The following is a 12,508-nucleotide window of genomic DNA, read 5'->3' as shown; positions in this document are numbered from 1 at the left end:
CAGCCAATTGGGGTTGGGGCCAGGAGCGTTACTTGAACGCACATGTGTCACAAGGCGGTTGGCCGGTCCTCGTGCTGAATGCGGACTTCCGGCCGCTGAGCTACTATCCACTCTCGCTGTGGTCCTGGCAGGACGCTGTCAAGGCCGTGTTTCTCGACCGCGTCAATATCGTCGCCAACTACGACCACGCGGTTCACAGCCCGACCTTCGAGATGCGGCTGCCGAGCGTGGTTTCGCTCAAGTCGTTCGTGAAGCCGACGACGCATCCCGCCTTCACCCGGTTCAATGTTTTCCTGCGCGACCGCTTCTCCTGCCAGTACTGCACCTCGCAGGAAGACCTGACCTTCGATCACATCATCCCGCGCTCCCGCGGCGGCCAGACCACGTGGGAAAACGTCGTCGCGGCATGCTCGCCGTGCAACCTGCGCAAGGGCAACATGACGATGGCGCAGGCGAAAATGCATCCGCGCCAGATGCCGTTCGCGCCGACGGTGCACCAGCTTCACCGCAACGGCCGGCTGTTCCCGCCGAACTACCTGCACGAAAGCTGGCTCGACTATCTCTACTGGGACACCGAACTCGACCCGTAGGATTCCGGCTTAATGGCCAGTCGCTCGCGGCGTTGCAGGGAGAGAAGTCACTCCCTGCTTTGATACCGAGCTCGATCCGTAAGCGTTCGCGCTCAGGCTTCCTGATGGAACGGATAATCCGTGTAGCCCGCTTCCGCGCCGCCATAAAACGTCGCCCGATTGTACGGCGTGAGCGGCGACTTGCGTTTGAGGCGAAGCGGCAGATCCGGATTCGAAATAAAGTGACGGCCGAAAGCGATCGCATCCGCCTTGCCTGATGCGATTGCATTTTCTGCGGTCTCACCGGTGAAGCCACCCGCCGTGATCAGGACGCCCGGCCAGAGCGGCCTGAACAACTCCATCGCCGACGGCACGTTCTGATGGTTGACCTCGGCACGGCCCGCGCCGCTGCTGCGCGGCTCGATGAAATGCAGATAAGCCAGACCGCGCGTGCCCAGCATCCGCACCACATGGCTGTAGAGCGGCATTGGATCGGCCTCGCCGGTGTCGTTGGCGACACCGTAAGGCGACAGACGCACGGCCACACGATCGGCGCCCCAGACGCCGATGGCAGCATCGGTGACTTCGGCGAGCAGACGTGCGCGGTTCTCGATCGATCCGCCGTACGCATCTGTCCGCTGGTTGATGCGCGACTGAAGAAACTGCTCAAGCAGATAGCCGTTCGCGCCATGGATCTCGACGCCGTCGAACCCGGCTTCCTGCGCGTTCCGCGCTCCCTCGCGGAAGCTGTCGACGATTCCCGCGATCTCGCCGGTTTCGAGCGCCCGCGGCGTCTCGTAAGGCACCTGCTTTCCATCGGCGGTCATGGCGGTGAAATTGCCGGAGATCGGAACCGCTGACGGCGCGACCGGCAAGGCCCCGCCGGGCTGGAACGAGGAGTGCGAGACACGCCCGACGTGCCAGAGCTGCAGGAAGATGATGCCGCCCTTGGCATGAACCGCATCGGTGATTTCGCGCCATCCAGCAATCTGCTCGCGCGAATAGATGCCCGGCGTTCTGGGATTCCCTCGTCCGGTTTGAACGACCGGCGATGCTTCGGCGATAATCAAGCCACCCTGCGTGGCGCGCTGCTGATAGTATTCGAGGTTCAACGGATGCGGCGCGTTATCCTGCTGCGCGGCTCGCATCCGGGTCAGCGGAGCCATGACGACGCGGTGGCTGAGCTGATACGGCCCGACTTTCAGGGGAGAGAAAAGCGAGGAGGACATCACGCAAGCTCCGGGGTCTGCATCAAGGGTTTTGACGCGTTATCACAGCTTGCGTTTTTTCTCTTCATTTCGCGCGCGCATGGCAGACCTACGCTCCGATGACGCGGCCACTGACCAAGCTGCGCATTCGATTGCCGGCGGCAAATTTCCTATTATCGCGCCGATGCGTCGTCTTCCACGCCAGATTTCACAGCGGGATCGCCAGCATTCTGATTCAAGGTCATAGCCGACCAAAAGATGGACAAGGCAATACTCGTCATGACACGAGGCATGAGGAACAACATCTGTAATCTCCACATCAACTTGTGGAGCAACCTTTGAAGGGAAGCAGTTGTTCCTGAGCGCGGCACGCAAAAAATAATAAAGGTCAGGAACTTCCTTGACGCGAACGCGCGCAGACATCACTGCGCACCTGTTGAACCGGAGCCTCACAGATCTCCGTTGGCCTAGGCAGCCGCCCTCCGCGCCGCGCGCTTGATCGCCTGAGGCGGCTGGCCGAATGCCCGCAGGAATGCACGGCGCATCCGCTCGGGATCGGAAAACCCGGTCTCGCGCGCGATCACATCAACGGGATGCTGTGCCTCCTCCATCATGAGGCGCGCCGCTTCGACACGGAGGTTCTCGACGGCTTTCGCCGGCGACTGTCCGGTTTCCGAGCGGAACGCACGGCTGAACTGGCGCGGACTGAGCCGCGCGGCTTCCGCCAGCACCTCGACCGACAAATCGGTCTTCAGATTTTTCTTTGCGAAAGCGAGCGCATCCTGAATGCGGTCAGACTTCGGCTGAAGTTCGAGCAGCGCCGAGAACTGCGACTGCCCGCCAGTCCTGCGATGATAGACCACCATCTTGCGTGCGATGCCGCGCGCAATGTCGGCACCGAGATCGTCCTCGACCATCGCCAGACAAAGGTCGATGCATGATGTCATGCCGGCTGACGTCCACACCGATCCATCGACAATGAAGATTTTGTCTTCCTGAACTTTGATCTTCGGAAAGCGGGCCTGCATGTCCCGTGCGAACGCCCAGTGCGTGGTGGCGCGCCGCCCGTCAAGGATGCCGGCTTCCGCGAGCACAAAGGCACCGGTGCAGATGCTGGCGATCCGCCGCGACACCTTGCTCGCCGCGCTCATGAAAGCGAGCAGTCCGGCGGATGCTGGAACGGGCGACATCCAGCCGGTCACCAGGACCGTGTCGAACTTCGCCGCGCTGAAGGGTTTGGTCTCGATCGGGACGCCCGACGAACTGGCGACCGGTCCGCCGTACTCCGACAAAAGCTCGATCTCATAGGAGGGCGAATATCCCACCATGTTCGCCAGCTCGAACACCGAAATCGCAGCCAGATCAAGGATTTGGAAACCCGGAAAGATCACGAGACCGATGCGCTTCATGGCAGCTCGCCTCTCTCGTCATTGTCCTAAAACGAGGTATATACGACATTCAAGACAAACCCCTAAACTCCTAGGTTGATCCCGTCAAGCCCGGCCTTCCGCCGGAGACACCAGCAAACTATGGACACGACAATGGCAAATCAGAACAAGGGTACGGCTCTCGTAACAGGTTCCTCCTCAGGCATCGGCGCGATCTATGCGGACCGCCTCGCTCGGCGTGGCTACGACCTCATCCTGGTCGCCCGCGACAAGGCGAAGCTCGACACGCTCGCAGCCAAACTCACCAAGGCCACCGGCCGCAAGGTCGAGGTTTTGCCCGCTGACCTCAATGCGAAGGCCGACTTGCGCCGCGTCGAGGAGCGCCTGAAAACCGACCCGAGCATTACTGCACTGATCAACAATGCCGGCATCGGCTCCGCCGGACCGCTGCTGACCTCGGATGTCGATCAGATGGATGCGATGATCCAGCTCAACGTCGTGGCGCTGACCCGTCTGGCGCTTGCCGCCGCCCCGGCTTTCGTCGCCCGCAAGAACGGGCTCATCATCAACATCGCATCGATCGTGGCGCTCGATACCGATGTGCTCAACGGCACCTACAGCGGCACCAAGGCTTATGTCGTCAATTTCACCCAGGCGCTGCACAAGGAATTCAAGGACAGCGGCGTTCGGGTTCAGGCTGTGTTGCCGGGCGCGACCGCAACGAATTTCTGGGATGTTGCAGGCGTACCGGTCGCCCACCTGCCGCAGGGCATCGTGATGCAGGCGGACGAAATGGTCGATGCTTCGCTGGTTGGCCTCGACATTGGCGAACTCATCACCATCCCGTCACTGCCTGATGTGAAGGAATGGGAAAACTACGATGCCGCCAGAAAGGCGCTCACGCCGAAGCTGTCACGGGCGCAGGCTGCCGATCGCTACAAGAAAAAAAGCGCAGCATAGCTTCCGCTCAACGAACAAGGCCCTCGCCCACCGGCGGGGGCTCTCTCAGCGCAGCAACAGCGTGGCTGCGACCGGCACCAGCAGCGACGTCACCAGTGCGTTCAGTCCCATCGCGATGCCGGCGAATGTGCCTGCCACTTCGTCGACCTGAAACGCACGCGCGGTGCCGATTCCGTGCGAGGCGAGCCCCGCCGCGAAACCCCGCGCGCGGAAATCGGTGATTCCCAGCCGGTTCATCGTCGGGGTCACCACGATCGCGCCCATGATGCCGGTCAGGACGGTTGCGACCGCCGTGATAGCTGGATTGGCGCCCAGCGTTTCGCTGATGCCCATGGCGACACCCGCGGTCACTGATTTCGGCGCCAGCGACAGCACGATCTCACGCGGCAAGCCGGCCGCTTCCGCGAACAGCACCACCGACACGATGGCGGTGATGCAGCCCACGACGAGCGCCATCAGCATCGGGATAATCGCCGACATCACGATCTTGCGGTTTTCATAAAGCGGCACAGCGAGCGCGACGGTCGCGGGACCGAGCAGGAAATGCACGAACTGCGCGCCGCTGAAATAGGTCGTGTAGCTGGTCCCGGTCAGGTGAAGGAACAAGCCGACGATCCAGATCGAGTGCAGCACGGGGTTCATCAGCGGGTTGCGATGGGTGGCCAGCGAGGCCGCGTCGGCGATTGCGTAGACCGCCAGAGTCACGGTCAGCCACAGCAGCGGCGTCTGCGACAGATACACCCACAGCGAAAACGGATTGCCGCTCATGACGCGCCGCGTCCCCGGCGCATCAGCCGGCTGGTAATCAGGAACGTGCCGACGGTGACAACCAGAGTCACCAGGACCGACGCGGCCAGGATCACGAAGATTGCAAGACCGTGGTGGGCGAGCAGATCGAGCTGCTGCACCACGCCGACGCCTGCCGGGACGAACAGCAGCGACAGATGCGCCAGCATGCCTTTCGCGGTCCCCTCCACCGCGTTGTCGCGCAGCGGCCCTCGCGCCAGGATCGGAAAACGATCGCGCGTAATCAGCACCACAAACAGAAGTGCCAGGCCCACCACCGGCCCCGGCACAGGCACCCGCAATCCGCGGACGATCACCTCACCGATCAACTGACAGATCAGAATGACACTCAGGCTGGCGATCATGGGCGGCTCCGGCGCGGATACGCTGCATAACACGCGAGACGGCTCGCCGCTGTCAATCGCGCCACATGCAGGGAGGCACCGTCACTGCTGCGAGCGCCGATAAAGGTCGGCAATGTTCTTCCAGATCGTATCCTTGAGTGCGTTCGCGACCGGTCCCGTCAGAACGACTGGAGGCCTGTGGCGCTTGATGCAGCCTTCGACCAGCCGCAGCACCCAGACCTCGCCGTCGGTGTAGTAAAGATCGCCCTCGCCATTACGACCACGCAGTGTGGGACCTACACCGGCCACGGTGTAGCGCGCCTCGATCATCCCGGCGGCCTGCAGATCGGTTTCGATCAACTGCCGCTCCGCATCGACATCGGGCGCGATGTGATGCGTGATCGCGCCGGTGTAGTGACTGAACCCGACACTCCGGTCGAATGTCACCGCACCGAGCCAGACCGGGCGCTTCTCTTCACCATCCTTGAGCACCATCCACAAACGGATGTGATGGCGCTGGTCGGCGCTCTTGCCGACCGGCTTCTCGAAAGCGAGATCTTCGCGCCGGCCATCGTAAAACAGCGGGCTGACCGGCGCGTCGGGATAGGGCCTGTCGAGCAATACACTGCCCGATATTTCCAGCGAGGAGCGCCATGTCACCGGATCGGCTGGAAACCATCCTGCTTCGCGCATGGCGCAGAGGATGTCATTCGACGATCCGACCAGCCCGACATTGATCGGATCGGCGGGAATGCCCTGCGCGGTGACTGTCACCATCGGCAGGCCATCGAGTTTCCTCTGATGTTCGTAGTGCCGCCAGAACGACGGCAGCAGCAGATAAGCGATCACGCCGTAGGCGACGAGAATAACGGCGAGCGCCATGAGCACCCGCTTCATACGGCGCGACGGTGGCCGCGGCGCTGGACCGGCCGGACTCACAGCCGACCGGTCCATGACCGTTCAGCCAATCTCAGCCTTTCAGCCGCTTGGTGCATTCGCTGTAATAGCCGCCGCCCTTCTGAATCCACTTCAGCCCGCCGTTCGCATTGGTGGCCTTGTTGGCGTTGTATTGGTCGACGCAGGTGTGCATGCGCGCCTTGCCAGCGGTCTCGCTGGAATACTTCGGCGCAATGGCGGTCGGGAAGACTGCGGGTCCTGCCGGGGCGGCGGGAGCAGCAGCGGGAGCCGCGGCAGCCTTCGGTGCTTCCTTCGGCGCTGCGGCCGCCTTTGGAGCCTCCTTGGGAGGCGCTGTTGTCGCGGCCGCAGGCGTCGCGTCGGCGCCGCACTGGGCCTTCCGGAAGTCGTTCCACTTCTGGTCGCCAAGGGTGCCCGCGGCCTTCGCAGCCTGATACTTGGCGCTGCATTCCTGGGCGGTCAGGGCCTGCGCCGGCATGGCCGCGAAGGTCGCCGCACCAGCCAGCAGTGCCGCACACAACAGATTGGCTCGGATTGTCATCGAACTCTCCTGAATGAGGGATCTCGAAAGCGACACATCCTAGCCCACGCCGATTTGCATTCAACGCGCTGCCACGCCCGTCGATCAAAAAATAATGAACGTCGAAGGGCATTCCGCGCTGCGGCGTTCACGAGCGGTTCATCCTCGCGGGCCAAGGCTCGCGCCCATCTGAAACGCGAGACATCACCCATGATCACCCTCCCTTCACGTATCCTTGCCACCACCGTCGCCTCGCTGATGCTAGCCGGTGCCGCCTTCGCGCAAACCGCGACGCCTGCAGCTCCGGCTGCGCCTGCAACCAAGGCGGAGCCGGCCAAAACCGCGCCAGCCAAGATGGCGGCTCCCAAGGAGAAAGCGGAACGAACCGCCGCCTCCCTCGAATGCTCGAAACAGGCCGACGCCAAGGGACTGCACGGCAAGGAGCGCAAGAAATTCCGCTCCGAGTGCAAGAAGACTGCGGGCAAACCGAACTAATCCAACGACGCAAGGCGAGTCAGCTTTCGGCTGGCTCGCCTTCGATCTTTCATCAAGCCGCGCATGGAAAGTGCCTGAGCCATGCTCGCACTCATTTGCGGCGTAACGCTGGATTTGTGATAACGGCGTTTCCGTTCCTCAAATCCCGCCGCAATGACGCCTGTCCCTCAAAAGCTGTCGCGAATTTTTCGCAGCGTCACTCCGCGCGACATCCTCCATACTTTTGAAACGCTCCTGATCGGCCTGGCCGGAGGAGCCTTGTTTCGATGGTTGGAATTGCCCGGCGGGTTGATCTCGGGCGCGATGATCGCAGTGGGTGCCGCCGCGATCGCGGGGCGTCCGATGGGCCTGCCGCCGCTGATGGCGCATATCATCCTGATGACGCTCGGCTTGTCGCTGGGCTCGATGGTGTCGCCGCAAATGCTGACCAACATGGCGGGCTATCCGCTCAGCATCGCCATCCTTGCCGCGTCGACCTTCTGCGCCACGTTCGGCAGCAGCTTCTATCTGCAGCACGTCCACAAATGGGACCGCACATCCGCCCTGCTCGCGGGCAGCCCCGGCGCGCTGTCGCAGATCATCATGCTCGCCAACGAGCAGCGTGCCGATGTCGCCGGCATCGCGGTGGTGCAGACCATGCGCGTGATCGTTCTGACCGCGGCGCTGCCGCTGATCCTCGCGGCATCCGGGCTGGCGCAGCACGGCGGCTCCGCGATACACACAGCGCCCGCAACGCCGCTTGCGCTCGCCGTCCTCGCCGCGGCATGCGTGGCGACATCGCTGCTGCTGCGTCTCGTGAGGTTTCCGGCGAGCTGGATGTTCGGCGCCATGCTCGGCTCCAGCCTCCTGCACGGCACCGGATCGATCGAAGGCGGCTTGCCAAGCTGGGCCTACGCCGCCGCACTGATCGGGATCGGAGCGCTGATCGGCACGCGATTTGCGAAAATTTCGGCACGCACGTTGCTGAGCTACATGGCCGCTGCGATCGGATCGTTCGCGGTGGCCATCGTCATTTCAGCGATTTTCATGGCGATCGCGGCGCTGACCACGCATGCGCGGTTCGGCGACATCGTGGTGTCCTTCGCGCCGGGCGCGATGGACGCCATGCTGGCGCTGGCTCTGACGCTGCACATCGATCCGATTTTCGTCGGCGCACATCATCTGTCGCGATTCGTTTTCGTCTCGGTGGCGACACCGGGGATCGTTCATCTGTTCGGACGCCCGCAGGTCGATGCGGATGACTAGGGCATGATCCCAGAGTCTATCGCGCCTTGGCAGCACCCCACGCGGCCAGCGCCGCCATGGCAAGCGAGATCAGCACGTTGTAGCCTGCCAGCGACAGCCCGAGAAAACGCCACTGCACCTCGTCGCAGCGGATCACCTTCACCTTGTTCAGGCTATCCAGCAGGTTTCCGGTGTTGCCGAAATCGACGATCGGCCCGCTGCAATCGGTCGGCCCCTGCCAGAATCCCCATTCGACGCCGGCGTGATAGGCGCCGAGACCGGCATTGGCGAGCAGTGCGAGGGCGAGAATGACAAGACCCGCACCGAGCAAACGCCGGGAGACACCCTGCGAGGCGCCAAACGCAACAAGGGCCGCCAGCGGAATGGCGAGGTAATAGGCATAACGCTGTTCGAGGCACAGCGGACAGGGCCGGATGTCGAGCACCAGTTCGAAGAACCACGCACCGGCGATGGTCGCAGCGGCAATCGCCGCAATGCCCGCACTGGCGACAAATGTTGCGTCACGCGGGCGGTTCATGTGTCCTGATGCCGTCGTTGTGCCGTTTGACACGTGAAATCTCCTGTCCGGCGTGGGTCCTAGCTTGCCCGCCGTCTGCTGTCGACGCCTGGCGCGATCACAGGCGGTTGACCGCACCCGCGCGCGAGCTATATTCCGCCCGCTTCAAGACCCCCTCGCCTTCCGGCGACGGTCCTGTTGGCCCCTGTGGCGGAATTGGTAGACGCGCTCGACTCAAAATCGAGTTCCGCAAGGAGTGCTGGTTCGATTCCGGCCAGGGGCACCATCACACAGTTTCCACAGATCCACCGACATCCACGAACGTCGCATTAATCCATTAAATACAATGGATTATGGGAAAGTATCGTTCTTGGAGGATTGCGACTGTGCACCCACATCCAGAAAATTCGATGGTATTTTTGTTGGTAGTTTCGGAGAGTGTTGGTAGTTCCTGAAAGATGGAAGATGCATGCCAGCACGAAAAGAGCTCGAATTCCGAAACTTAAAACCGCGTTCAAAACCGTTTAAATTGTCAGACGGCGGCGGCTTATTCCTTCTTGTTCAGCCGAGTGGATCCAAGTTGTGGCGGTTAGCGTACAGATTTGCCGGCCGCCAGAAATTGCTGGCTCTCGGAAACTATCCGCTCGTTTCATTAGCGGACGCGCGGACCGCCCGGGACACTGCAAAGAAACTAATCGCCGTAGGCACTGATCCATCAGAACTGCGAAAATCCGAGAAGCAGGCTCGAAAGATTTCGCATGCGAATACCTTCATGACGGTGGCGAGCGAGTGCCTAGAAAAATGGAAGGCTGAGGGTTCATCACCTCGCACCCTGAAGAAGAAGTCATGGTTGTTGGAATTTGCAGTCAGAGATTTTGGAGGACGACCGATTGCTGAGATTAGGCCTGCCGAGCTCCTCGAAAGCCTTCGCAAGGTTGAAAGCCGGGGTCGCTACGAAACAGCGCTCAGAATCAGAAGTGTTGTCGGCGAAGTCCTTCGTTATGCCGTAGCGACAGGCCGAGCTGAGCGCGACATAACAGTCGACTTAAGGAAAGCCCTGGTAACCCCGCGAGTCAAACACCATGCTGCTGTAACCGAACCAAGCCAGATCGGCGCATTGCTCAGAGCGATCGACGGATTTGATGGTCACTACAGTACATGCGCAGCGCTGCGCATGGCTCCGCTTGTCTTCGTTCGACCCGGAGAGCTTCGACTAGCCGAGTGGTCAGAAATTGATTTCAAGTCCAAGATATGGAGGATCCCCGGCAAGCGAATGAAGATGGGACTAGATCACATAGTGCCACTTTCTAAGCAGGCCATTGCGATTCTCACTGACCTCAAAGCAATCACCGGATCCTCAAGACTAATTTTTCCCTCGACCCGATCCTGGCAACGACCGATCTCGGAAAACACACTGAACGCGGCCCTCCGTCGTTTAGGCTATTCAAAAAATGAGATGACCACTCACGGATTTCGCTCAATGGCATCAACACGCCTGAACGAAAGCGGAAAGTTCAGTGCTGACGCGATTGAGAGGCAACTCGCGCACCAAGAACGTAGTGAGGTTCGGCGCGCATACAACGCTGCACAATATCTTCCCGAGCGAACCGAGATGATGCAAGAATGGGCCAATTACCTCGACGAATTTCGAATGTTGTCACCACCGAAGAAAGCCTGAATTACATTTAACGCATGGGGCTGTCATGAGCGAATCTACCGATGACTCGCGGCACGTCAAACTAGCAGTCGAACAAGCCGGTCCATTTCTGGTCGACCTAATCGCGAGCCTGGCGATGATTTCAAGACTTCTCCCTCCCGACGACGAGCGAGATATTAATGCGTTTCGGCGCAATGTTGCGGCTGCGTCGCTAGAATCTGTGTCTGTATTCTTTGAACGATCAGGATTGGCGCCTTCCTATATTCCCGGCTCTTTGATGAGCCTTGCAATTGCACTCCTTGACCTCAACAGAGGGATTGAAAACAAAGTCTTCAAGAAGCCTAGCAACACTCGGAAAGCCCCCGACCCGACCCAATTTTGGCTGCTAAGAGCTGAGGCTGCGGCCCTCCTGAAAGTACTCATCGAGCAAGGGCACGAGCCACAAGAACAAGCTGCGGAGCACATTTATAGATCGCTTGAAACCTATTTGAATAAGATCACTGCGCGCGCCCGAGATTCACGTCAGCGCAAAGACAAGGTGGCAAAGAAAGCCCGCCCAGGAGCACTGATCATCGGGTGGCTCGCCAAATTCGAGCCAGCCGTTAATCCTGAATCGGCCAAGGAATCGAAGAAGGATGATGCGAAGGAATTTGCTGACCTGAACTTCATGTCCGTAAACCGCTTTCAGAGTCATTATCGGGGCTTAACCGCAGAATGGCAGCAGCTACCCGAACGTGAGCGCGGCGCATGGGTTAAGACGCGGCTAGATAAGCTGAAAATGAAGCTCAAGACCTTCTCAGTTTAAGTTCATTCCGGTCCTAGCATCTGGAATAGCAGGATCGGACAGAAAACTGTTCATACGCCAGCAATTCAGTTGGCGGTGAACGGAGCTTCATCGTGCTTAGTATTAAAGATTTTTGCGCTCGCAACGGCATCTGCCGTTCCAAGGTCTACCAGGAGATCAAGGCAGGTCGGCTTAAGGCGGTCAAGGTTGGTCGTCGGACGCTGATCCTACCCGAGGCAGAGAAGGAATGGCGCGATAGCCTTCCACTCTCGATTCCATCCCCGCCTCTCCAACCGGCATTCGCCGGGCTGATGGCAGCCTAAACCTCAAACCCACAACAGCAAGGTTCGCCGAGCAATCGGTGCGCGGCGAAGCCTTGCCTCTACTTTGCAGAAAGGACTTTTAAAATGCCAAACGCAACCAAAGTCGCAGCAGCATCCATTGGATTCGATTTAGTCACCACAGCACAAGCGGCACCCCCGCACGCCGACTGGACCGACAAGTATCAGCCTCGCGTAGTAAACGGGTTGATTTTGCCAGCTTCGCTAAAGCAACTGTTCGCAAGCATCGCGCAATCCGCTAATTCCAGCTCAATCCCGAACATTCTACTCTGCGGCTCAACCGGTTCAGGAAAAACCGCAACGATCGACGCGATCATCGCCGAGTCTCGCCTTGATCGGCAATACATTAATGGCGCCCTGGATAACGGCATTGACATGGTGCGAAAGTTGATCCGCACCGTCTCCTTGCAATCGCTCTACGGTCATCGAGCGGTATTCATCGACGAACTCGATGGTCTTAGCGCACAAGCTTTTTCGGCGCTACGCGGCGACACCTTAACAACGGCACGCGTAACAAGCGTATTCTTTGCCACCGCCAATGACATGAGCAAGATTCCGGATACGATACGTAGTCGCTTCAATACCATCGACCTTGGCTCAGCAATCAAGGCAACTCGCAAACAACTGTTACCACTTCACATCGATCGCGCTGTCGAAATACTCGACAATGAGGGCATCAGCTATGATCGCAAGGTGATCGCCAACATCGTGGAAAGTCGCTTCCCCGACATGCGCTCGTGGATATCAGACCTTCAGTTTCGCTCGGCGACAGGCCAGATCGACACTATGTGAGACTCCGC

At 60.0% G+C, this 12,508-nt stretch carries 16 protein-coding genes and 1 tRNA gene; 9 read left to right on the top strand and 8 right to left on the bottom strand.

The window, feature by feature from the left end:
• The first annotated feature begins 32 nt into the window (after positions 1-32).
• Positions 33-590, top strand: a complete 558-nt coding sequence (locus AC1RM7_RS21310; protein ID WP_006018785.1) for an HNH endonuclease — start codon at positions 33-35, stop codon at positions 588-590.
• A 92-nt stretch (positions 591-682) separates the two neighbouring features.
• On the opposite strand, the gene AC1RM7_RS21305 is transcribed toward AC1RM7_RS21310, so the two are convergent.
• Genes AC1RM7_RS21305 through AC1RM7_RS21295 form a run of 3 tightly spaced genes read right to left on the bottom strand, consistent with a single transcriptional unit; the run spans position 683 to position 3,186 of the window.
• The gene (locus tag AC1RM7_RS21305) at positions 683-1,798 is read right to left on the bottom strand and encodes an alkene reductase (protein ID WP_024919546.1); all 1,116 of its coding nucleotides are present in this window, start codon (positions 1,796-1,798) and stop codon (positions 683-685) included.
• A 42-nt stretch (positions 1,799-1,840) separates the two neighbouring features.
• Complete coding sequence (locus AC1RM7_RS21300) at positions 1,841-2,200, bottom strand: hypothetical protein (RefSeq protein WP_152544122.1); 360 nt, start codon at positions 2,198-2,200, stop codon at positions 1,841-1,843.
• Between the two features lie 44 nt (positions 2,201-2,244).
• Positions 2,245-3,186, bottom strand: coding sequence for a GlxA family transcriptional regulator (locus tag AC1RM7_RS21295; protein WP_024919547.1), 942 nt, complete (start codon positions 3,184-3,186; stop codon positions 2,245-2,247).
• 132 nt (positions 3,187-3,318) lie between these two features.
• Here AC1RM7_RS21295 and AC1RM7_RS21290 point away from each other — a divergent pair, with 132 nt between their 5' ends.
• The gene (locus AC1RM7_RS21290; protein ID WP_024919548.1) at positions 3,319-4,125 is read left to right on the top strand and encodes an SDR family NAD(P)-dependent oxidoreductase; all 807 of its coding nucleotides are present in this window, start codon (positions 3,319-3,321) and stop codon (positions 4,123-4,125) included.
• 45 nt (positions 4,126-4,170) lie between these two features.
• Here AC1RM7_RS21290 and AC1RM7_RS21285 read toward each other — a convergent pair whose 3' ends face one another.
• From AC1RM7_RS21285 to AC1RM7_RS21270, 4 genes are all read right to left on the bottom strand, one after another.
• A complete protein-coding gene (locus AC1RM7_RS21285; RefSeq protein WP_024919549.1) occupies positions 4,171-4,893 on the bottom strand; it encodes an LrgB family protein in 723 nt (240 codons plus the stop codon).
• A complete protein-coding gene (locus tag AC1RM7_RS21280) occupies positions 4,890-5,276 on the bottom strand; it encodes a CidA/LrgA family protein (RefSeq protein WP_024919550.1) in 387 nt (128 codons plus the stop codon). Before AC1RM7_RS21280 ends, AC1RM7_RS21285 begins: the two co-directional genes overlap by 4 nt.
• Positions 5,277-5,357: 81 nt before the next feature.
• Positions 5,358-6,152, bottom strand: coding sequence for an LssY C-terminal domain-containing protein (locus AC1RM7_RS21275; protein WP_444826144.1), 795 nt, complete (start codon positions 6,150-6,152; stop codon positions 5,358-5,360).
• A gap of 73 nt (positions 6,153-6,225) precedes the next feature.
• Positions 6,226-6,711: a hypothetical protein gene (locus AC1RM7_RS21270; protein WP_024919552.1), complete on the bottom strand. Its 486-nt coding sequence runs from the start codon at positions 6,709-6,711 to the stop codon at positions 6,226-6,228.
• Between the two features lie 189 nt (positions 6,712-6,900).
• On the opposite strand from AC1RM7_RS21270, the gene AC1RM7_RS21265 reads away from it, so the two are divergent.
• Positions 6,901-7,185, top strand: a complete 285-nt coding sequence (locus AC1RM7_RS21265; protein ID WP_034459886.1) for a PsiF family protein — start codon at positions 6,901-6,903, stop codon at positions 7,183-7,185.
• A 153-nt stretch (positions 7,186-7,338) separates the two neighbouring features.
• The gene (locus AC1RM7_RS21260) at positions 7,339-8,430 is read left to right on the top strand and encodes an AbrB family transcriptional regulator (RefSeq protein ID WP_024919554.1); all 1,092 of its coding nucleotides are present in this window, start codon (positions 7,339-7,341) and stop codon (positions 8,428-8,430) included.
• Positions 8,431-8,446: 16 nt separating this feature from the next.
• Here AC1RM7_RS21260 and AC1RM7_RS21255 read toward each other — a convergent pair whose 3' ends face one another.
• Complete coding sequence (locus AC1RM7_RS21255) at positions 8,447-8,947, bottom strand: disulfide bond formation protein B (RefSeq protein WP_034459883.1); 501 nt, start codon at positions 8,945-8,947, stop codon at positions 8,447-8,449.
• Between the two features lie 180 nt (positions 8,948-9,127).
• On the opposite strand from AC1RM7_RS21255, the gene AC1RM7_RS21250 reads away from it, so the two are divergent.
• The 5 genes from AC1RM7_RS21250 (at position 9,128) to AC1RM7_RS21230 (ending at position 12,500) form a co-directional block, all read left to right on the top strand.
• Positions 9,128-9,212 (top strand) — tRNA-Leu (locus AC1RM7_RS21250).
• A 183-nt stretch (positions 9,213-9,395) separates the two neighbouring features.
• Entirely contained in the window at positions 9,396-10,604 is a 1,209-nt protein-coding gene (locus AC1RM7_RS21245) for a tyrosine-type recombinase/integrase (protein ID WP_492236117.1), read from the top strand.
• 25 nt (positions 10,605-10,629) lie between these two features.
• A complete protein-coding gene (locus AC1RM7_RS21240; protein WP_492236118.1) occupies positions 10,630-11,388 on the top strand; it encodes a hypothetical protein in 759 nt (252 codons plus the stop codon).
• A gap of 92 nt (positions 11,389-11,480) precedes the next feature.
• Positions 11,481-11,690 (top strand): helix-turn-helix domain-containing protein, encoded by a 210-nt coding sequence (locus AC1RM7_RS21235; protein ID WP_492236119.1) that lies wholly within the window; start codon positions 11,481-11,483, stop codon positions 11,688-11,690.
• Positions 11,691-11,774: 84 nt separating this feature from the next.
• Positions 11,775-12,500, top strand: coding sequence for an AAA family ATPase (locus tag AC1RM7_RS21230; RefSeq protein ID WP_492837374.1), 726 nt, complete (start codon positions 11,775-11,777; stop codon positions 12,498-12,500).
• The last annotated feature ends 8 nt before the right edge of the window (positions 12,501-12,508 follow it).

The organism is Afipia sp. GW822-FHT03D08 (assembly GCF_058801645.1).
Note: the sequence above shows the minus strand (reverse complement) of the source record. Positions and strands in the feature narration are given on the sequence as shown.

Bases quoted from the DNA above. Each gene is read 5' to 3' on its own strand.
- AC1RM7_RS21240 (WP_492236118.1), top strand. From the start codon at position 10,630: ATGAGCGAATCTACCGATGACTCGCGGCACGTCAAACTAGCAGTCGAA.
- AC1RM7_RS21260 (WP_024919554.1), top strand. From the start codon at position 7,339: ATGACGCCTGTCCCTCAAAAGCTGTCGCGAATTTTTCGCAGCGTCACT.
- AC1RM7_RS21230 (WP_492837374.1), top strand. From the start codon at position 11,775: ATGCCAAACGCAACCAAAGTCGCAGCAGCATCCATTGGATTCGATTTA.
- AC1RM7_RS21275 (WP_444826144.1), bottom strand. From the start codon at position 6,152: ATGAAGCGGGTGCTCATGGCGCTCGCCGTTATTCTCGTCGCCTACGGC.
- AC1RM7_RS21295 (WP_024919547.1), bottom strand. From the start codon at position 3,186: ATGAAGCGCATCGGTCTCGTGATCTTTCCGGGTTTCCAAATCCTTGAT.
- AC1RM7_RS21245 (WP_492236117.1), top strand. From the start codon at position 9,396: ATGCCAGCACGAAAAGAGCTCGAATTCCGAAACTTAAAACCGCGTTCA.
- AC1RM7_RS21280 (WP_024919550.1), bottom strand. From the start codon at position 5,276: ATGATCGCCAGCCTGAGTGTCATTCTGATCTGTCAGTTGATCGGTGAG.
- AC1RM7_RS21255 (WP_034459883.1), bottom strand. From the start codon at position 8,947: ATGAACCGCCCGCGTGACGCAACATTTGTCGCCAGTGCGGGCATTGCG.
- AC1RM7_RS21270 (WP_024919552.1), bottom strand. From the start codon at position 6,711: ATGACAATCCGAGCCAATCTGTTGTGTGCGGCACTGCTGGCTGGTGCG.
- AC1RM7_RS21290 (WP_024919548.1), top strand. From the start codon at position 3,319: ATGGCAAATCAGAACAAGGGTACGGCTCTCGTAACAGGTTCCTCCTCA.
- AC1RM7_RS21265 (WP_034459886.1), top strand. From the start codon at position 6,901: ATGATCACCCTCCCTTCACGTATCCTTGCCACCACCGTCGCCTCGCTG.
- AC1RM7_RS21305 (WP_024919546.1), bottom strand. From the start codon at position 1,798: ATGTCCTCCTCGCTTTTCTCTCCCCTGAAAGTCGGGCCGTATCAGCTC.
- AC1RM7_RS21285 (WP_024919549.1), bottom strand. From the start codon at position 4,893: ATGAGCGGCAATCCGTTTTCGCTGTGGGTGTATCTGTCGCAGACGCCG.
- AC1RM7_RS21300 (WP_152544122.1), bottom strand. From the start codon at position 2,200: ATGTCTGCGCGCGTTCGCGTCAAGGAAGTTCCTGACCTTTATTATTTT.